The sequence below is a fragment of the Paenibacillus oryzisoli genome, assembly GCF_001653565.1.
In the GTDB taxonomy this organism is placed as follows: domain Bacteria; phylum Bacillota; class Bacilli; order Paenibacillales; family NBRC-103111; genus Paenibacillus_E; species Paenibacillus_E oryzisoli.
The window spans coordinates 23,859-43,354 of sequence record NZ_LYPB01000091.1 but is presented as its reverse complement, the minus strand read 5'-3'; the positions used below and the strand labels follow the sequence as shown (position 1 = coordinate 43,354).

17 protein-coding genes are annotated in these 19,496 nt (G+C 45.4%); 15 read left to right on the top strand and 2 right to left on the bottom strand.

Translation table 11 applies throughout. From position 1 onward, the window contains the following. Positions 1-58 precede the first annotated feature (58 nt). The 9 genes from A8708_RS30390 (at position 59) to A8708_RS30350 (ending at position 10,737) form a co-directional block, all read left to right on the top strand. Positions 59-1,504 carry a S41 family peptidase gene (locus tag A8708_RS30390; protein WP_068670097.1) on the top strand — a complete coding sequence of 482 codons (1,446 nt, stop codon included), beginning with the start codon at positions 59-61 and terminating at the stop codon, positions 1,502-1,504. A gap of 4 nt (positions 1,505-1,508) precedes the next feature. Continuing rightward, positions 1,509-3,605, top strand: a complete 2,097-nt coding sequence (mutL, locus tag A8708_RS30385) for a DNA mismatch repair endonuclease MutL (protein ID WP_068670095.1) — start codon at positions 1,509-1,511, stop codon at positions 3,603-3,605. Positions 3,606-3,609: 4 nt separating this feature from the next. Next, positions 3,610-4,386 carry a class I SAM-dependent methyltransferase gene (locus A8708_RS30380; RefSeq protein ID WP_068670093.1) on the top strand — a complete coding sequence of 259 codons (777 nt, stop codon included), beginning with the start codon at positions 3,610-3,612 and terminating at the stop codon, positions 4,384-4,386. Beyond that, positions 4,377-5,348, top strand: coding sequence for a tRNA (adenosine(37)-N6)-dimethylallyltransferase MiaA (gene miaA, locus A8708_RS30375; RefSeq protein ID WP_068670091.1), 972 nt, complete (start codon positions 4,377-4,379; stop codon positions 5,346-5,348). The genes A8708_RS30380 and miaA overlap by 10 nt, the downstream gene beginning before the upstream one ends. A 67-nt stretch (positions 5,349-5,415) precedes the next feature. Beyond that, positions 5,416-5,655 carry an RNA chaperone Hfq gene (gene hfq, locus A8708_RS30370; RefSeq protein ID WP_056620871.1) on the top strand — a complete coding sequence of 80 codons (240 nt, stop codon included), beginning with the start codon at positions 5,416-5,418 and terminating at the stop codon, positions 5,653-5,655. Positions 5,656-5,899: 244 nt separating this feature from the next. Then, positions 5,900-8,485, top strand: a complete 2,586-nt coding sequence (locus A8708_RS30365) for a transglycosylase domain-containing protein (RefSeq protein ID WP_068670089.1) — start codon at positions 5,900-5,902, stop codon at positions 8,483-8,485. Positions 8,486-8,666: 181 nt separating this feature from the next. Then, a complete protein-coding gene (locus A8708_RS30360) occupies positions 8,667-9,314 on the top strand; it encodes a peptidylprolyl isomerase (RefSeq protein ID WP_239696907.1) in 648 nt (215 codons plus the stop codon). Between the two features lie 44 nt (positions 9,315-9,358). Next, positions 9,359-10,018 carry an alpha/beta hydrolase gene (locus tag A8708_RS30355; protein WP_068670085.1) on the top strand — a complete coding sequence of 220 codons (660 nt, stop codon included), beginning with the start codon at positions 9,359-9,361 and terminating at the stop codon, positions 10,016-10,018. A 5-nt stretch (positions 10,019-10,023) separates the two neighbouring features. Further along, complete coding sequence (locus A8708_RS30350) at positions 10,024-10,737, top strand: YdcF family protein (RefSeq protein WP_239696906.1); 714 nt, start codon at positions 10,024-10,026, stop codon at positions 10,735-10,737. Between the two features lie 47 nt (positions 10,738-10,784). On the opposite strand, the gene A8708_RS30345 is transcribed toward A8708_RS30350, so the two are convergent. Together A8708_RS30345 and A8708_RS30340 are read right to left on the bottom strand one after the other, a co-directional pair. Next, on the bottom strand, positions 10,785-11,651 hold the full coding sequence (locus tag A8708_RS30345) for an SDR family oxidoreductase (protein WP_068670083.1): 867 nt from the start codon (positions 11,649-11,651) through the stop codon (positions 10,785-10,787). A gap of 39 nt (positions 11,652-11,690) precedes the next feature. Next, on the bottom strand, positions 11,691-12,497 hold the full coding sequence (locus tag A8708_RS30340; protein WP_068670081.1) for a GNAT family N-acetyltransferase: 807 nt from the start codon (positions 12,495-12,497) through the stop codon (positions 11,691-11,693). 113 nt (positions 12,498-12,610) lie between these two features. Between A8708_RS30340 and A8708_RS30335 the strand changes: the two genes are divergently transcribed. The 6 genes from A8708_RS30335 to efeB all read left to right on the top strand — a co-directional run bounded on the left by A8708_RS30335 (position 12,611) and on the right by efeB (position 19,352). Continuing rightward, positions 12,611-13,090 (top strand): GNAT family N-acetyltransferase, encoded by a 480-nt coding sequence (locus A8708_RS30335; RefSeq protein WP_068670079.1) that lies wholly within the window; start codon positions 12,611-12,613, stop codon positions 13,088-13,090. Positions 13,091-13,103: 13 nt separating this feature from the next. Then, positions 13,104-14,105 carry a lipoate--protein ligase gene (locus A8708_RS30330; RefSeq protein ID WP_068670077.1) on the top strand — a complete coding sequence of 334 codons (1,002 nt, stop codon included), beginning with the start codon at positions 13,104-13,106 and terminating at the stop codon, positions 14,103-14,105. 125 nt (positions 14,106-14,230) lie between these two features. Further along, a complete protein-coding gene (locus A8708_RS30325) occupies positions 14,231-15,208 on the top strand; it encodes an AAA family ATPase (RefSeq protein WP_068670075.1) in 978 nt (325 codons plus the stop codon). Positions 15,209-15,391: 183 nt separating this feature from the next. After that, positions 15,392-16,879, top strand: coding sequence for an FTR1 family iron permease (locus tag A8708_RS30320; RefSeq protein ID WP_068670074.1), 1,488 nt, complete (start codon positions 15,392-15,394; stop codon positions 16,877-16,879). Positions 16,880-16,906: 27 nt separating this feature from the next. After that, positions 16,907-18,073: an EfeM/EfeO family lipoprotein gene (locus A8708_RS30315; RefSeq protein WP_068670073.1), complete on the top strand. Its 1,167-nt coding sequence runs from the start codon at positions 16,907-16,909 to the stop codon at positions 18,071-18,073. A 19-nt stretch (positions 18,074-18,092) separates the two neighbouring features. Then, positions 18,093-19,352 (top strand): iron uptake transporter deferrochelatase/peroxidase subunit, encoded by a 1,260-nt coding sequence (gene efeB, locus A8708_RS30310; protein ID WP_068670072.1) that lies wholly within the window; start codon positions 18,093-18,095, stop codon positions 19,350-19,352. Positions 19,353-19,496 lie beyond the last annotated feature (144 nt).

Genomic DNA, 19,496 nt, shown 5'->3' with positions numbered 1-19,496 from the left:
AACATTACGCTCCATTACTTGCCATTGATAGTAGATCATACCGAACGGAGATACCTATATGAGATTGAGATTATCAACATTGAACAAGAAAGCTGTGAAAGCAACTTTGGCGCTCGCATCGGCTCTAGCTGTCGTGATACCTGTAAATGCCATGGCACAAGAGGATTTGCAAACCGTTATGGTAAGAAAAACACTGGTCGAAAACCATGTGAGCGGTGTTTCCCTCGAAGCACTGGAAAATCAGACCATCGAACAGATGATTGCTGGTTTGAAGGATCCTTATACCGTGCTGTTCACACCTCAAGATTACGGTCAATTCTCCAATTCACTTGAAAACAGTTTTGAAGGGATTGGCTGTGTCATTGGTCTTGATGATCAAGGTGTATATGTGACGAGAACAATTCCTGGTTCCCCAGCAGAAACTGCGGGGCTGCTCCCTGATGATTATATAAGAGCCGTGGACGGTGTTCCTGCCTCGACGACTTCGATTGATGCGGTTCGGGATAAAATTATTGGCGTCGCAGGTACGAAAGTGAAGGTTACCGTGTTGCGTGGAGATAAAGAAATAACGTTCGAGCTTACTCGCCAATCCGTCAATTCTCCGGAAGTGTACAGCAAAAGCTTCTCCAATGGCGTAGGTTACGTTCAAATCACGGATTTCTCGGATGAAGCTGATGAAGAATTTGATAAACAATTAAGTGAGTTGCAAGCTAAGGGACTGAAGTCGTTAATCCTTGATGTTCGAGATAATCCGGGTGGTTATCTAGAAACAGCTCGTAACATTGCCAAGCATTTTGTCAAAGAAGGCGTCCTTATTCATACACAGAACCGCGAGGGTATCGATGATCCAGTGACGATTGCAGGGGGCAATCCACTTGCCATACCTGTTTATATTTTAGCCAATGAGAATAGCGCAAGTGCGTCCGAGGTGCTCTCAGGTGCCTTACAGGATTACGGAGTAGCCAAAGTGATTGGTATGCAAACATACGGCAAGGGAAGTGTACAGCAGCTTTTCGAGCTTCCTGATCAAAGTGTTTTGAAGGTTACAGTTGAAGAATACTTAACTCCCAAAATGCGAAAAGTGAACAAAGTTGGCATTACCCCTGACTTGAAGGTTGATGGTGTGGCGGCACAGCTCATTACTGCACTACATGAAACAGGCATTTCGGATATCCAAGTATCGTTCTCCAAACATAATGTTACGTACAACGGTGTTGATCTTGGGTTTGGTTTTGGCAGTTTCAATGAAAAAGGTCACTTCTATGCTTCAGCACGTGGGCTAGCAGCGCTTATCGGGGCTACAATCACATGGAACGATGTGAATCATACGGTGGATATCACAGATAGCAAGGGAACACAGGCATTTGCGATTGAAGCTGATAAACTGATGATTGTTAACGGCATGAGCTATGTGAACGTCGATGTATTCAAGGATTCTTTCCCGCAACTGAAGGTTAGTCATCAAGGGGAGAACGTTTCTATACAGGCTACAAAGGGGAATTGAGACCATGGGTAAAATTCAGCTCTTAAGCGAGCATATTGCGAACCAAATTGCAGCAGGTGAAGTGGTAGAACGGCCTTCATCGGTCGTGAAAGAGCTGGTTGAGAACTCAGTTGATGCGGGGAGTACCCGTGTTGATGTCACGATTGAAGAAGGCGGCCTCACCTTAATTCGGGTAACGGATAACGGCTCAGGCATGGCGCTTGAGGATTGTGAACTAGCATTCCAACGGCATGCGACGAGTAAAATAGCAACGAGCAAGGATCTGTTCTCGATCCGCACGCTGGGCTTTCGAGGTGAAGCCTTGCCAAGTATTGCTTCTGTCTCCAGGCTGGAGTGTGTAACCAGTGCGACGGATGATGGGTTGGGACGCAAAATCATCATCGAGGGCGGCACGATTCGCGCAGTGGAAGAAACGGCGGCATCGCGCGGAACGGAAGTGACGGTGCGTGATCTATTTTATAACACACCTGCTAGATTGAAATACATGAAAACGATCCAAACGGAGCTTGGTCATATTTCCGATTATTTATATCGTCTTTCGCTCGCTCATCCCGGTATTGCATTCACGCTCAAACATAATGGAAACGTGCTGCTCCAAACGCTGGGCAATGGCGATCTGCTCCAAGTCATTGCGGGCATCTATGGCACCGCAATTGCCAAGCAAATGCTTCCTCTCCAAGTGGAAAGCTTGGATTATACAATTTCGGGCTTCGTGGCCAAGCCCGAAATGACGCGCGCGAATCGCGGCGGCATCTCGACCATTGTCAATGGTCGGTATGTGCGCAACTTCGCGCTGAATCAAGCCCTGCTGCAGGGGTATCACACCCTGCTGCCCATCAACCGCTTTCCCGTGGCTGCGCTGCACATCGGGATGGACCCTGCGCTCGTGGATGTCAACGTACATCCATCCAAGTTGGAGGTCCGCTTCAGTAAGGAAGCGGAGCTTACTGCTCTGATCGAAGCCGAAGTGAAGCGGCTATTCGGCAGGCAAGTGCTGATTCCTACAGGTGTCAAGTCATCAGCACCGAAAGGTGCTTACGTGCAGGAACAATTGGAGCTCACGCGTACCGTGGAGCCGCCAAAAGAACCCCGTAGTCCCTCTATGGAACTCGATGCCGAGTTTTATAGGGACCACAAGGAAACAGAAGAGATGAAGGGCTTGCCGATTGTACATAAGGAATCACTGCCTAGTCAGAGGGCGGATGATTCCAAGTGGATTCTCCCTCAGATCAAAGAAGCCCCACCTGAGTATCGTCAGGCAGCGCCTGTTCCATCAACGTCACCATCAACAACGTCAGCTTCACAAAAGCTGCCGTTTGAGGTGCCTACTGCGAGAACAGTTTCACCTTCCGTTAACGGTAGTGCATCCCAAAGAACGCCAGCGGCTAGTCAGAGCTACGCACCTGTACGTGATGCAGCGTTCCGGAATACCTCCATTCAACAGCAACGACGCACGAATGAGGCCTTCATGGATCTAATGCCATCGAGTTCGGAGGGCGATGCCCCTAAGCTTCCAACGTTTCCTCGATTGGATCCGATCGGACAAATGCATGGCACCTATTTGATTGCTCAGAATGAAACAGGCTTGTATTTAATTGATCAACATGCGGCGCATGAACGTATTAATTATGAATATTTTTATGAGCATTTTGGCAATCCTGCTGAGGCGAGCCAAGAATTGCTTGTTCCGATAACGTTGGAATTTACACCGTCTGAAGCAGGTGTTATTGCGGATAAGCTGGCTTTATTTGAACAAGTTGGCGTGTATATGGAAGCCTTCGGCGGCAACACATTCCTGGTACGTGCGCATCCTCATTGGTTCCCGTCTGGGGAAGAGAAAGCGATCGTCGAAGAGATGTGTGAACTCATTATTGCTGATCGTAAAGCATTGGATATCGCCAAACTGCGAGAAAAGGCAGCAATTATGTGCTCGTGTAAGGCATCCATTAAGGCGAATCAAAGTCTAAGTATGTTAGAGATGGAGACATTAATCGATCGTCTCGCAAGCTGTCGCAACCCCTATACGTGTCCGCATGGACGGCCAATCGTCGTAAGTTTTACAACCTATGAGTTAGAAAAAATGTTTAAGCGAGTGATGTAACCCTGTGTTAGTAACAACTTCATATAACCCGTCCGCTGAATTGGCGGTGGAAGCCGCACGCCTATCAGCTTTATATGGTGGCCGAAATGTGCCCCGGAAGAAGTATTCTTTGGAACTTCTTAGGAGAAATTATAAGGATAGTTCTGTTCTGCTTGTGACGAGAGAAGAGATCAGGTACTATGAAGAAGACCACCCTGCAACTTTTTTCCACCCAAGTATGTCTCTCGTTCGTGTGAAACGGATGCAGAGAGGGGAGACTGACTTACTCATTGAGGCATCAGGAGCAGCTTCCGGCGATTCTGTTATGGACTGTACAGCGGGACTCGCGTCCGATGCCATCGTATTCTCTTATGTGGTGGGTAGGGAAGGGCGTGTTACAGCGCTTGAAAGCGAGAAGATTCCGGCTATGTTAATCCAAGAAGGATTGGTACAGTATCAATCGGAAATACCGGAATTAAATGATGCAATGAGACGCATTGAGGTTAGGCATACGCATCACCTACCCTATTTGCAACAGTTAGACTCGCAGAGTGTGGATGTGATCTATTTTGATCCCATGTTTCGCAGTCCGATTGAGGAATCGCAGGCGATATCCCCACTTCGGCATCGTGCGAACGATGAAGCCGTAAGTTTGGCTTCGATCGCTGAAGCAAGACGCGTTGCCCGCAAAAGTATTGTGCTTAAGGAAAACCGAGACAGTTCTGAATTTGCTAGGCTCGGGTTCGAGCATGTACTACGTTCAACAACGAAAACAACGTATGGAGTGATTCGATTGTGTTAGCCCCATCTTCCAAGCCGAAATTACTCGTGCTACTTGGTCCTACTGCTGTTGGCAAGACGAAGCTTAGCTTGGAAATTGCACAGCGCTTTAATTGTGAAATTATTTCCGGTGATTCGATGCAAGTGTATCGTGGCATGGATATCGGTACCGCCAAAGCAAGCCAGGCGGAACAACGAATCGTCCCGCATCATTTGATTGATATTCATGACCCATCGTATTCGTTTTCTGCTGCAGAGTTCCAAGAGCGAGTAAAGGGTTTAATTCAAGACATTCACTCGCGTGGCAAGCTGCCTTTTATTGTAGGCGGCACAGGATTATATATCGAATCCGTTTGTTATGACTATCAATTTACGGATGTCAGCATGGACGAGGCGTTCAGGCAATTGCAGGAAGAATTCGCAAATACGCATGGAGAAGAAGCTCTTCATGACAAGTTGCGTCAAATTGATCCAACGAGTGCCGACCGTCTGCATGCAAATGATCGTAGGCGGGTCATTCGAGCTCTTGAGATTTTCCATATATCTGGAGAAACCATGACCGCTCATTTGGCCTCCCAGAAAAAAGAATCTCCTTACGAACTATGTATCATTGGATTGTCCATGGACCGAGCGCTGCTCTACAAGCGGATTGAAGAACGCATCGATGCTATGATTCAGGAAGGTTTAGTTGAGGAAGTACAGGCGTTACTCGCTAGTGGTACTCCGAAGTCTGCCATCTCGATGCAAGCCCTTGGTTACAAGGAGATCGTCAGTTATTTGGAGCATGAGCTCAGTTTTGAAGAAGCCGTGATTCTGCTCAAGCGGGATACACGTCGATTTGCGAAGCGTCAATTGTCTTGGTTTCGGCATATGAAGGACATTGATTGGATGGATGTGACAGATACAGCAAATTTTTCTGCCCATTTCCAAATGATTAGTGATATACTAGCAGGAAAGTTTGTACATAAAATAGAATATAATTAACCCATATCACCAACAGAAAATAGCGCCGTTTGGGCGAAAGTTTCATTCCATTAAGGGGGACATACTGATGAACCGATCCATTAATATTCAGGACAATTTTCTAAATCAGCTGCGTAAAGAAAGCATTCCCGTAACCGTATATTTAACGAATGGCTTTCAAATTAGAGGACTTATTCGTGCATTTGATAACTTCACCATCATTATTGACAGCGAAGGCCGTCAACAAATGGTGTACAAGCATGCGATCTCTACCTTCACACCACAGCGTGCTGTTTCATTAATGGCGGCTGCAGAAGCAACGGAATAATCCCCATATCGCTTCAATTTTGCAACTTTTTAATGGACTGAAACGTCTAACCGAATAGAAACTTTTGGGAGCAACCTTGTATAAAGGTTGTTCTTTTGTTGAAATTCAGAAGATTTTTCTTTTGGATATGATAAGAAGACTACATTTATGGGTAAACATATTCGACTGATAAGGTCGGTATATGTGTTTATTGCAGTTCCAACATCAATCTAGAGAGAAATGAAACGTAAGGGAGTTGGTGATTATGGATAAACCTACTAGAAATCCATCCACGCCGCAAACCAAGCCAAGGGAGTCCACACAGAGCAAGAAGAAGGGACCTAAGAAGAAAAAATTTAATGCACGCAAACTCATTATGGGCTCCATCATTGCTGCAATTGTTGCTGTTATCTGTGCAACAGGGATCTATATTATTGTCATCATGAGCGGTTTCAAAATTTTGGATGCGAATATTGATAAAATTATTTCTACAACAGAGTCGACCCTTATTTATGCCCAAGAAGAAGGTAAAGATAAGGATGGGAAAGATAAACCAGCGACTGAGATTTCGAAAATTTATCGGGGTGAAAATAGAGAAAGCGTCAATATCAAGGATGTTCCCGAACGGCTGAAGCAAGCATTTATCGCTACGGAGGATCGTCGTTTCAAAGAACACTCCGGAGTTGATTTAAGAGCAATCGGTCGCGCATTAGTCACGGATATCATCCACATGAGTGCAGTTGAAGGCGGGAGTACCATTACGCAGCAACTTGCCAAGAATGTATTCTTAAGCTCGGAGAAGACAGCTTTCCGTAAAGGTACGGAGATGTCGATTGCGTTCGCGCTCGATGAGCGGTTTACTAAGGATGAGATTCTAGAGAAATATTTGAATCGCATTTTCTTCGGTAGTAACGCTTATGGCATTAAAGCGGCAGCCAAGGTGTACTTTGGCAAATCGAATTTGAACGATCTGGAAGTGTGGGAGATGGCGACACTTGCCGCGTTACCTAAAGCGCCTTCCCGTTACTCGCCATTAACCCATCCGGATTTATCGAAAGAACGGCGAGCAGTCGTTCTGAGGCTGATGACGGATCAAGGTTACATCACAGAGGCAGAGCGTGCCAAAGCCGCAGCAGTCGATTACGTGCCACCAACAACAGGAAGTACGGGGACGAAAGAGTATGCTTCTTTCGTGGATTATGTCGTGAATGAAGCGGAAGATATGTATGGCATCGAGGAAGATGAGTTGTTGACCAAAGGTTACCGGATTTACACTACGATGAACATCACAGCTCAGAAAACCATTGAGCAAACGTATGCGGATCCGAGTTTCTTCCAAAAGGATGCTGCAGATGGACAGAAAATTCAGAGCTCCATGGTTATTCTGGATAATAAAACTGGCGGTATTATGGGATTAATAGGTGGCCGGGATTATAAAACCAAAGGGTTTAGCCGTGTGTATTCCAAAAGGCAACCAGGGTCGTCTTTTAAACCAATTGCTGTCTATGCACCTGCTTTAGATAGTGGGAAATATACACCGTATTCGTTATTGGATGACACGCAGACGTCTTTCGGTTCCTATACGCCACAAAACTATGATCGCCAAACTCACGGGCAAGTTACGATGTTTGAAGCGGTTAAGAAATCCTACAATTTAGCACCTGTTTGGTTACTGAGTAAAATAGGCGTGGGGACGGGAATCTCATTTGCCAATAAGCTGGGTACCACCCTGAATCCTCAGAAGGATCAGAATTTAGCTGTTGCACTAGGTGGTCTGACGGATGGTGTATCGCCACTGCAAATGGCTGGAGCTTACACAGCTTTTGCGAATGCAGGGAGTCAGAACAAAACGCATGCAATTTTACGTATAACCGATGCACAAGGAAAAGAAATTGCGGCATATAAGCCGGAGAAGAAGCAAGTTATGCAGCCGAGTACAGCCTACTACATGACTCTGTTGCTACAGGGTGTTGTGGAGACAGGTGGTACGGGTGTGAAAGCGAAGTTCAACCGTCCGGTTGCTGGGAAGACAGGATCAACAGGACTTGATATTAAGGGGATCGAACAGTACGATCGGGATGTATGGTTTGTTGGCTATACCCCTGAATGGACTGCGGCTGTCTGGGAAGGTTTCGATAAAGTCGACTCCAAACATTATGTGACGGTGGGAAGCGGCAGCACGGCTGCAATTTTCAAGACAGTCATGTCAAAAGCGCTAGCAGACAAGCCGATTACAAACTTCGTTAAGCCAGCCAATGTGGACGATTTGAAAGAACCGCCTAGTGGCATTTCAGATGTTACGGCCACTTATATTCCAGAATCAAAACGTGTTAAAATTGAATGGACCTCTCTTGGAGATAAAGTTAGTTACGAATTGTATCGTAAAGGTTCGACGGAGCCTGAAGCAAAAATGATAATTCAAACACCGAAAGTAATGGTCGAGGATACGACGATAAATAGCGCAGAAACTTACCAATATTATGTAGTGCCACTGGCGTCGGATTCGAATACACCAGGTGCGAAGTCAAATGTTGCTACAGTCGTCATTCCGAAGGACGATTCACTTCCGAATGGTGGAATTACGTCACCATCTCCGTCGGTATCGCCGTCACCATCGCCAGGGAACGGGGGGAATAATCCGAATCCATCCCCATCACCTAGTGGAAAACCTGTTCCTTCGACTTCACCAGGGGCAACGATTAAGCCAGGTACGGGCACAGATACGGGAACAAGTCCAACACCTTCTCCAACGCCAACGCCAAGCCCATCTCTAAATCCTAAGCCGAGTCCAACTCTCTCTCCACCACCGGTAAATTTGCCGAATGAGGAGAAGCCAAAGATTGGTACTTAACTGAAGTGAGAGCATTATGGAGGCTCAGAAAGAGTCTCCTGGCTCCCGCAGGTCAAGGCGGACAAGCCGTAATCATTGCTATGTAATGGCATTTGATTGCATGTCCACACTATTGCAACTGATGAGATGATAACAACCAAAATGAACTGGAGGAAATACAATGAACCTAGCTGCCAAATCCATGAAAACCAAAATGCTTCTGACTGCTTCTTTACTTACATTAACCCTTATCGCCTCCGCGTGTGGTAACAAACCTGCGGAAACTCCTGCGGCATCGACATCGACAACAGGTGCGAAACAATGGAGTCAAGCACCAGAGATGAAGATTGATACGAACAAAACATATCAGGCAGAAGTAACAACGTCCAAGGGAACATTTACAATCGATTTGTACGCTAAAGAGGCACCGAAAACGGTGAACAACTTCGTCTTTTTATCCAAAGAGGGATTCTATAACAACGTGACGTTTCACCGCATTATCAAAAACTTCATGATCCAAACGGGAGATCCTCAAGGAACAGGCAGAGGGGGTCCAGGTTATAAATTTGCTGATGAACTGAAAACAACACATAAGTATGAGCCAGGTACGGTGGCAATGGCAAACTCAGGTGCGAACACGAATGGCAGCCAATTCTTCATTTGTTCAGGTGCGGATTGCGCTAATTTGAACAGTACGCCGAATTATTCGATCTTCGGAAAAGTCACAGCAGACAGTATGGCCACAATTACGAAAATCGCTGAAACACCAGTAGAAATGGGTGGGGAATCTACCCCAAGTAAGCCGAAAGAAAAGGTAACCATTAACACCATTGTGATCAAAGAAAAATAAACTAACATGAAGAATATTTTCATTAAAAGATAGGAGTGGATCTCATGAAACAACCGTGCCTATTGTTCCATGGATTTACAGGTGGACCTTATGAGGTTGAGCCGTTAGCTCGGCATTTGCGAGAGCGTGGTCAGCTATGTGAGGTGCCAATCCTACCTTGGAATGGAGAAAGCCGTCATCAGCTTCACGCTTCACGTTGGGAAGATTGGGTGGGGGCAGCTGAAGGGCATGCCGCCAAAATGACGGAAACGTATGGGTCATTCGATATGGTTGGATTCTCAATGGGAGGTTTACTGGCAGCTTACTTGTCAGTTCGTTATCCTGTGCGGAGACTCATACTATTAAATACCGCGGTCATTTACGTCAGCCCAGGCCGGCTCTTGAGTGTCCTTCGTGAGGAATGGAAGTATCAACGCAAAATTACGTTAATTAAGGGGAAATCTACCCCACTCGTTGCAACCTGGCAATTTACGAGACTCGTCCGACACCTGAAGCCGGAGCTCAGTTTAGTGAATAAGCCAACCCTGATAGCGCAAGCGGAGCGAGATCAAGTGATTCATCCGCAGAGTGCGCGGTATATTTATAGCAAGCTCAGAGGACAGCGAGAGCTTCACTGGCACGCCAAATCGGATCATTTAATCTGTTTGAGCGAAGACGCCCCAGCCTTATTTCGGCAGGTAAGTACATTTCTGGATAAGGAGTAGGAAGGATGCCGGCTAAGCCTAGCATGAACAAAAAACAACGCGCTATCGAACCTGCACCAATGAAGAAGAAGGCTAGTGCGTCCAAAGGAAAAAAGCCATCCAGATTGTATCGCTTATTTGTAAGAACATTTCAATTCGTTCTCATCTCTTTTGCTTTGCTGGTGAGTTGGGTCGTGTTTATCCAATGGAAAATACAGTTAGGACCGAATCAACCAAGTTTGCCTAAGCAAGTCGATGTCGGGATCGTACTAGGAGCATCGCTGCGCAATGATATCCCAAGTCCTGGGTTGCAAGAACGGCTGGACTTGGCTGTGGAGTTGTACAAGCAGGGGCGATTCAAACAACTTATTGTATCCGGTGGTTTGGATCATAATGGTTCTAAGCTGACAGAAGCTGAGGGCATGAGGGACTACTTGGTGAAGAATGGAGTGCCGAAGACAAGCATACTTCTTGAGCCTATGGCAACGAGTACATATGAGAATTTACTATTCAGTAAACAAATTATGGATGAGAAGTCGCTTGTTAGCTCAATCATCATCACACATAAGTTTCATAGCTCACGGTCACTCGATATCGCAGAAACGATTGGTTTCAAAGATCCGCTGGTGTCGGGGGCCAAGTCTGATGTGCTATTCATGCCTTATCATGACACGAGAGAAACACTTGCTTACTCGAATTGGTATTTGACCAAATTACAATTAAAACTCGGGTTGAAATGAAGAAAGCATGACAGATGGCGGGATACCGCTATCTGTCATGCTTTTTCTTATCCATTTACGATGGTACCACCATTGACATGAAGAATTTGCCCTGCCATGTAAGAGGCATCTTCACTTGCTAGAAACACATAGCTGGGTGCTAATTCACTAGGCTGTCCGGCACGTTGCATCGGGGTCGTAGAACCGAAGACCTCAACTTCCTGCGCTGTAAATGTAGAGGGAATTAACGGTGTCCAGATGGGACCAGGAGCAACACCGTTCACTCGGATTCCTTTGGCGCTCAATTGTAAGGAGAGTGAGCGGGTGAAGGTAACTATGGCACCTTTCGTTGATGAATAATCAATTAATTGTTCGTGACCATGGTAAGCCGTGATGGAAGCGGTGTTAATAATCGCACTACCCCGTTTAAGATGCGGAAGAGCGGCTTGCGTCATGTAAAAATAGGAGAAAATATTCGTGCGGAATGTGCGTTCAAGCTGCGCTGACGTAATATCCGCTATACTTTGCTGAGGATGCTGCTCAGCAGCATTATTAACAAGAATGTCCAGTTTGCCGAATTTTTGAATAACTTGGGCAACGACCTGTTTGCAGAAATGCTCATCGCCGATGTCGCCTGCAATATGTGAGCATTCACGGCCCGCTTGTTCCACATGTTGCTGAGTTTCCTCTGCGTCCTTGTGCTCATTGAGGTAAACGATAATGACATCGGCACCTTCTTTGGCGTAAGCTACGGCAATTGCCCGTCCGATCCCACTGTCACCTCCCGTAATGATGGCAACTTTATCCTTCAATTTGCCAGCGGGCTTATAGCTCTTATTCTCAAATTCGGGAAGTGGCTTCATTTCGGCTTCAATGCCGGGTTGATGATTCTGATGCTGCGGGGGAAAAGTCGGTTTTTCTTTGGTGGCAGTCATTTGATGTAATGGGCTCCTTTCATCCTAAGAAATTCTTAGTTAGGATGATACAAGAGCCTCCAAATCATACTTCACTCGGTAATGATAGCCATATGTCACTTGGTACCCTAGCTTCTCGTATAACGTAACTGCGGGGACATTGTCCGCAATCACTTGCAAATATTGTTCAGTCGCCCCTTGGGAGATGCTCCAACTCGTCATTGCATGAAGAATGGCATAGCCATATCCCTTGCCGCGGTATTCTTCATGTACGATCACATTGACGAAACCAGCCCATGATCCTTCTACAATTGCTGTGCCAAGTGCGACAATCTGACCTTGGTTCTTCAATGTGATGAAAGCTTTCGGTTCCGGCATGCGATCACTTAATCCTTGATAGAAGCTCCGACGCTCCTCTGGGTATTTCTCTAAAAGGAGGAAGGCATCCAGCCACTCAGTAGTTACAGCATGTGTAATTTCTATTTTGAGAGATCGTGCTGACGGGTATCGCTTCTGAAGACGTTCTTCCGCGTGATCAGCTACTCGTTGGCATTTGGCCGTCATCAGATAACATGGTGTATCTAGTTCGTAGCCCTGGTCTTGCAGCAAGTTGTCTAATTGATCAGGAGAGGCAGTACTTATATGAAAAATGGCAGGTAACCCATGACTATGGTAAAATTGTTCAACATAGTTCAGCCATTTGTCATCACTCGGGTATGGTCCTATAGCAAACACGCTGTTTGCTCGCTTCGTTATCCCGTTAGATACTCTAATGCGCCATTGATCAACCATTGTAGTACTTTCAGCTGGCCATGTATTTGCAGCGATGCGATCAAGAAATTCGAAATAACCGTGTTCTGTTTTCATGAAAAGGCCCTCCATCCTCACTTATATGTTACATGAATATACAATTTAATGCATAAAAATTCAATCATTAATACCAACTTTGTACCCATTCATGTTAAAGGAGGAAGACTTTGATGGAAGTGCGACTTCGAACGGCAACAGGGGAAGACTACCATGCTGTGAATGCGATTATTCGCGAAGGCCAGGAAGAGCATGCAGAGGCATTGCCAGACCGATTTGCCAAACTCGATCATGTTGTGGCAATGGGCTGGTATCGAAGCTTCTCGGATCGGACGGATAAAGAAATTATTGTTGCAGAGATTGGCTTGCATATCGTCGGTGTCGCAATGCTAGAGATGAAGCGAAGCCCAAACTATGAAGCACTAGTATCACGCAAGTATGCCTATTTAAATGAACTTGCCGTTGCCGCTGCATATCAGCGTCAGGGAATTGGTAAGCGACTCTATCAGGCGTCTGTTGATTGGGCACGAGCTCGTGAAGCTGAATCACTCGAGCTGAATGTTTGGGAATTTAATGAACGTGCTTTACGTTTCTATGCATCCCTTGGGATGCAGACCTTAAATCGTACGCTGACGACAAACTTATTGAAATAGAAGGAGAATCCCTATGCTGTTTATCGATAATGAAGGTATCACAGATCCGAGAATCAATCTAGCCATCGAAGAATTCGCCTTACGCAAGCTACCAGCGGGAGAGAGTTATTTACTTTTTTATATAAACGAACCTTCGATTATTATTGGCAAGAACCAGAATACGTTAGAAGAAATTAATCCTGAGTATGTGAAAGCAAACAAGCTGCATGTGGTACGCCGGTTGTCTGGTGGAGGTGCGGTATACCATGATTTAGGAAATTTGAATTTCAGCTTCATTACCCAAGATGACGGGAATTCGTTTCATAATTTTCAGAAGTTTACGGCGCCTGTTGTTGAGGCATTGCAGTCACTTGGTATCGGAGCTGAATTAACAGGTCGCAATGATATTCAAGTAGGGGAACGCAAAATTTCAGGCAATGCGCAATTTGCAACCAAGGGTAGAATGTTCAGTCATGGGACCCTGTTATTCGATTCAGAGATCGAAAACGTCGTTTCGGCTCTGCGTGTCGATCCTGATAAAATTCAATCCAAAGGAATTAAATCAATACGAAGTCGAGTCGCAAACATCGTGGAGTTTCTGGAGGTACCAATGACGATGGCAGCCTTTCGGACGAAGTTGCTTCTTTCCATTTTCGGAGCTGAGGAATCTAAGGTGCCTACATATAAATTAACTGAGGAAGATTGGACGCAGATTCATCAGATTTCAGAGGAACGATATCAGAACTGGGATTGGAATTATGGCAAATCACCTAAAAGCACCATTCAGCATGCCAAAAGAATTGAAGGTGTTGGCAGGGTAGATATTCGATTAAACATCGAAGAAGGTCATGTTCAGCATGTTAAAATATTTGGCGATTTCTTTGGTGCCCATGATGTCGCTGAGCTCGAAAATAAGCTGAGTGGCGTGCGATATGAGGAAAGTGCGGTTCGCGAACGATTGGCAGACGAGGAATTGAAGCGCTACTTTGGTGCTTTGGATAAGGAGACATTCGTGACTTTGCTTATGCTAACTTAATTGGGATTGAAGTAAATATGCAAAGACTATGGAATTCGGGCAGATGCTGCGGTCTAAATTGGTGTTTACAAGCGTAGGATGGTGGATACGTACTAATTAACCATCATGTAAACGAGGTGATCCTCATGAGTGGTAGAAGCTTGCCATCCAGACAAATCAACATCGTTTTACGGCAGCCGGAACCTGGCAGTCAGCGGCGAACTGTTGAGGGAGCAGGCGGGCAGTCAGGCGCTTCACCCCTTGCCGACGCCGAGCCGATGATCTCTGGCAAAAGGACGCCGATGGAGGGTCCGCTATCGGATGTGTTCAAAGAATTGAATGGGCTGATTGGCTTAGAAAATGTCAAAGAATTGGTGCATGAAATCTATGCGCTGCTGCAGATCTCGCAATTTCGAGTTGAAGCCGGTCTTATGAGCAATGCTCATGTGTACCATATGATTTTCAAGGGCAGCCCTGGAACAGGGAAGACGACAGTAGCACGATTGTTAGGACGTATGTTTCATGCAATGGGCGTACTCAGTAAAGGGCATTTCATTGAAGTGGAGCGTGCAGACCTCGTAGGTGAATACATTGGACATACTGCACTTAAAACGCGTGAACTCATGAAAAAAGCGATGGGCGGCGTCCTATTTATTGATGAGGCATATAGCTTGGCACGCGGCGGCGAGAAGGATTTTGGGAAAGAATCAATTGATGCTTTGGTCAAAGGAATGGAAGATAAGAAAAATGATTTCATCCTCATTCTAGCGGGATATAGTGAGGAAATGGAGCAATTCCTAGCCACGAACCCTGGACTTCCTTCACGCTTTCCAATTCAGATTGATTTTGAGGATTATGCCATCGATCAATTAATACAAATTACTGAACTTATGGCGAAGGAACGGGAATACGTGTTGCTGCCGCAAACCCTTGCGAAGCTAAAGCAACATCTTGCCGAAGAGAAAGCGATGACTTGGCGTTCATTCAGCAATGCGAGGTACGTGAGGAATATTTTGGAGAAAGCGATGCGGCATCAAGCTGTACGTTTGTTAAGTCAATATGTGAATGCTCCTTCCAAACTTGAGCTGATGTCGATTCGACCAGAAGATGTGAAATTTAAATAACAGCACATAGAGCTAATTAACTTATTTAAGTTAATTGGCTTTTTTTATATAGAAAGCAATTGACAGATAAGAGGATTGGAGTAAAATAAACAGAGTAATTATTACGGTGATAATGATTATCAGTATTATTTATAAATGAGTGTGAGAAGGTAACGTGTTACCACGCAGAAGGAGTTGACAGGATTGCGGAAAGTTCTTGTAACCAGCTGGATAGCACTGCTATTGATGCTTTCTGTGCCTATGATCGTTAGTGCCAAACCGCAGGATGATCTGGCCAAAGAAGATGTAGGCATCGTTAATGCCATTCAAGCTGCAGAAAACGGCAATATTGAGCAAGCGACGAAATTGTTTGAAGCTTTTCAAATCAATTGGCTGAGCTATGAAGATGGGATTAAGGAACAATCCTTAGCAGCGTATCAGAAAATAGAAGGAGCCATGGGCGAAGCTTCACTGCAAACGATGAAGCAACCAGTCGACGCTGTGAAGCTTGCGGCAAAGTTGAAGGATTTACATACGCTGAATACGTATTTCGTAGAAGGCAATCTCACCGTGTTCGGTTCATCAGCCCGGAGTGATAGTAAGGTGACTGTTGCGTCGCTAGTTACGTTGTTGGAGAAAGCAACAGATCAAGTGAAGCAGAACGATACGGAAGGGGCTTCCGAAAGTATTCAAACCTTGCGTAATTCGTGGTTACTTATTGAGGGAATCGTTTTGACACAGTCACAAGCAGTATATACCTCGATGGAGAGGGATATGGTGACAGCCTACGCTCAGCTTTCAGCTAGTCCGCCTCAAATGGAAGCTGCCGCTGGGACGATTGCACGCATGCAGGCAGACCTACAGCCATTAGCGTCCAAGACAAGCTATACGATGCTAGATGCGACCACAATTATTTTGCGGGAAGGGTTAGAGGCTCTATTAGTCATTATTGCATTGCTCGGGTTTCTCAACAAATCGGGTCATGGCGACAAGAAAAGATGGATCTGGTTTGGAGTTTATGGCGGACTAGTTGTCAGTCTGGGGCTAGGCATTGTGGTCAAGCAGTTGTTCTCGGCTAGTGCTTTTGGAAATAACAACTTTCTGATTGCTGGTTGTACGGGAGTTTTTGCCGCTCTTATGCTCTTGTACATGAGTTATTGGCTGCATAGCAAATCAAGTATTTCCAATTGGCAATCCTATATTCGTAATCAAAGCGTAAAGGCGTTGGCAACTGGCAGTTTGACCTCACTAAGCATACTTGCCTTTCTAGCTGTGTTTCGAGAAGGAACAGAGACGGTCTTATTCATGATCGGAATGGCATCTTCGATTTCTCTCGCTTCATTGCTTGGCGGGATCGGGATTGGTGTAGGCATGCTTCTCATGATTGCATTTCTCATTTTGAAAATCGGATTACGTATTCCAATGCGACCATTTTTCTTAATTTCAAGTGTGTTTGTATTCTACTTATGTTTCAAATTTGCCGGAATGGGCGTTCATGGACTTCAATTAGCGGGTTATCTGCCGGCAACGACAGCCGATTGGCTGCCTAGCTGGGATGCTGTTGCTCTTTATCCAACCTTAGAGAGCGCAATCCCACAATTCATCCTATTGCTTCTGGCACTCTTTGCTGTGGTCAGAGATCGTCTTCAAACCATAGCTAATCGAAATGTGACTATTCAGAGTAAATCCTAATTAAAAGATAAGTGGAGGGTATTTCCCATGAAAAAAAGATATCAAGTTATGATGTTAGCAGCAGCAACCACGCTTGTCCTTGCAGGTTGTGGCAAATCAGAACCAACCGAGGTTGCAAAGGTACCATTTAAAGATGGTTCGACGACTTTAGTGACAAGTGTCGATAACTTAAAAGTTCAAATAGAGGCTTCAAAAGTGAAAGATGCCAAGAAACTTGCTGATCAACTAGAAGATCAATGGGCGAGCTTCGAGGATGAAGTTAAACCTAAATTCCCAGAATTGTATTTTAAAGTTGAAAAATTTCTGACTCCGCTTGAAGCGGGATTGAAGGAAGATAAGTTAGACTACCCTACTTTAAAGGCTTTGAATACGAATCTCAAAGCAGCGTTGACGGAGCTGACAACTTCATTTGCCGACAATAAAGGTGCTGTTAACAAAGACGTCATTGAAGCATCTGCAGCGATGAAGGATGCAGCCAAAGCTTATAATAAATATGTACAAGACCAGGGTAACCAATTGGTGACTTTGCTCGATCAATTGAACACAGCTATTAAGAGCGGCGATTTGAAAAAAGCATCGGAAGCATATGGACTAGCACGCATGCCGTATGAGAGAATCGAACCGATCATCGAAACGTTCGCCGAACTGGATGGCGTGATGGATGCTCGCGTAGATGATTTCAAAAGCGAGAAGGATCCTGCTTTTACTGGTTATCACCGAATCGAATACTTATTGTTTGTGAAGAAAAACATCAAGGATGCCGAGCCATTTGCAGCGCGTTTGCTTGAAGATGGCAAGAAAATGCAACAAGCGATTGCAGCGACAACGATTTCACCTACAGATTTTATCGCAGGTGTAGGGGAATTGATGGAAGAAGCCCAATCTAGCAAGATTACAGGTGAAGAAGAGCGTTGGAGTGGTGCAACAGTGCCGGTAATCCGAGCAAATGTAGAAGGCGCCCAAGCGATCTATGATCTTGTGAAAGTGGAATTGAAGAAGAAAGATGCGGCCTTGGATGATAAAATCAGCAAAAGTTTAGCAACTGTTATTGAAACGATGAACACACTTTCGCCTGTTGGACCAACATGGACGGATTTCAGTAAATTAGAGCAATCCAAACAAGTTGATTTGAAAAATAAGCTAGAAGCATTGGCTGAACCACTTGTTAAAATGCCAGGGACGCTAAGCAAATAGAGGAAAGAGGTTAAGCGGTATGTCTGACAAAATGAATCGTCGAGCCTTCTTAGGAATGACCGCTGCAGGTGCGGCGGGCGTTGTTTTGGGAGATTTACTGGGGAAGGTCCAAGCCGCACATCCAACGAATAAAGCCGCCGCTACCGTAACCAATGAGACACACGATTTCTATGGCACTCATCAAACAGGGGTAGTTACACCTCAACAGAACTTTGCTAATGTGGCGGCTTTCGATATAACGACAAGCGATCTGTTGGAACTGAAAGCACTGATGAAGCAATGGACAGAGATTGCAGCAACCCTTATGGCAGGAAGTCCCCTTGCGGTTGAGCCGCAGGATGCGGCATTTCCTCCAACGGATACAGGCGAACAGCTTGGTCTTGATACGGGGAAATTGACGCTTACCTTTGCGGTGGGAGCCTCTCTATTTGAGAAGGAAGGCGTTGATCGATTTGGTCTTCGCTCCCGCAAACCATCAGGACTGACCGAGATGCCAATCTTCCATAAAGATTCCTTGCAGGAGCAATTGACACATGGAGACATTGTCGTCCAAGCATGTTCAGATGATCCGATGATTTGTTTCCACGCGATTCGTAATTTATCCAAAGCAGCTAGAGGTGTTGCCCACCTGCGTTGGCAGCAAACCGGTCAACTTGGCGTGAAAGCGCAAGGGACGAAACGGAATTTATTCGGATTTAAAGATGGTACGGCAAATCCTTCTGTGCAGGATGATTCTTTTATGAAAAGTAACGTTTGGATCGATTCTGGAGATGGAGCCTCATGGTTAGCTGGTGGCACTTATATGGTCGTTCGCCGCATTCAAATGAGGATTGAAACGTGGGATCAACAAACATACTCTGATCAAGAACAGATTATTGGCCGTCAGAAAGTTTCCGGAGCACCTATGGATGGTAGCGATGAGTTCGATACGCCACAGTTTGCTTCAGACGCCGAAGGCAAAGTAACGCCTTTAGATTCGCATATTCGTTTATCCAATCCGCGTACGGGGGAGAAGTCTGAGCGTGAACGCATTTTGCGGCGAGGTTATAATTTCATGGAAAATCTGGACAGTGTAGGTCGCATCAATGCAGGACTCCTATTTGTCTGTTTCAATCGGAATATCCAAACACAGTTTGAATCCATTCAGCAACGATTGACCAATCCCAAAATGCCGGATCAAATGCTGGCTTATACGGATACAACAGGCGGCGGCTATTTTGCAGTATTGCCAGGAGTTGCAACGAAAGGAACGTATCTAGGTCAGGCTTTATTTGAGTAAAATAAGCTTCGTGAGGCAGGGTTGTTGCGCGAGTAGAGTGATCTACTTGTGGCACTTCCCTGTTTTTTGTTAGCAAGACAGTTATAATCGAATTTTCCTGTGCGTCAAATTGACTTTCCTAATCATTTCCTCCACAATGATGAA

Excerpts from the sequence above, each read along its gene's own strand:
- A8708_RS30390 (WP_068670097.1), top strand. The coding sequence starts at position 59 with ATGAGATTGAGATTATCAACATTGAACAAGAAAGCTGTGAAAGCAACT.
- mutL (WP_068670095.1), top strand. The coding sequence starts at position 1,509 with ATGGGTAAAATTCAGCTCTTAAGCGAGCATATTGCGAACCAAATTGCA.
- hfq (WP_056620871.1), top strand. The coding sequence starts at position 5,416 with ATGAACCGATCCATTAATATTCAGGACAATTTTCTAAATCAGCTGCGT.
- A8708_RS30365 (WP_068670089.1), top strand. The coding sequence starts at position 5,900 with ATGGATAAACCTACTAGAAATCCATCCACGCCGCAAACCAAGCCAAGG.
- A8708_RS30360 (WP_239696907.1), top strand. The coding sequence starts at position 8,667 with ATGAAAACCAAAATGCTTCTGACTGCTTCTTTACTTACATTAACCCTT.
- A8708_RS30355 (WP_068670085.1), top strand. The coding sequence starts at position 9,359 with ATGAAACAACCGTGCCTATTGTTCCATGGATTTACAGGTGGACCTTAT.
- A8708_RS30350 (WP_239696906.1), top strand. The coding sequence starts at position 10,024 with ATGCCGGCTAAGCCTAGCATGAACAAAAAACAACGCGCTATCGAACCT.
- A8708_RS30345 (WP_068670083.1), bottom strand. The coding sequence starts at position 11,651 with ATGACTGCCACCAAAGAAAAACCGACTTTTCCCCCGCAGCATCAGAAT.
- A8708_RS30340 (WP_068670081.1), bottom strand. The coding sequence starts at position 12,497 with ATGAAAACAGAACACGGTTATTTCGAATTTCTTGATCGCATCGCTGCA.
- A8708_RS30335 (WP_068670079.1), top strand. The coding sequence starts at position 12,611 with ATGGAAGTGCGACTTCGAACGGCAACAGGGGAAGACTACCATGCTGTG.
- A8708_RS30330 (WP_068670077.1), top strand. The coding sequence starts at position 13,104 with ATGCTGTTTATCGATAATGAAGGTATCACAGATCCGAGAATCAATCTA.
- A8708_RS30325 (WP_068670075.1), top strand. The coding sequence starts at position 14,231 with ATGAGTGGTAGAAGCTTGCCATCCAGACAAATCAACATCGTTTTACGG.
- A8708_RS30315 (WP_068670073.1), top strand. The coding sequence starts at position 16,907 with ATGAAAAAAAGATATCAAGTTATGATGTTAGCAGCAGCAACCACGCTT.
- efeB (WP_068670072.1), top strand. The coding sequence starts at position 18,093 with ATGTCTGACAAAATGAATCGTCGAGCCTTCTTAGGAATGACCGCTGCA.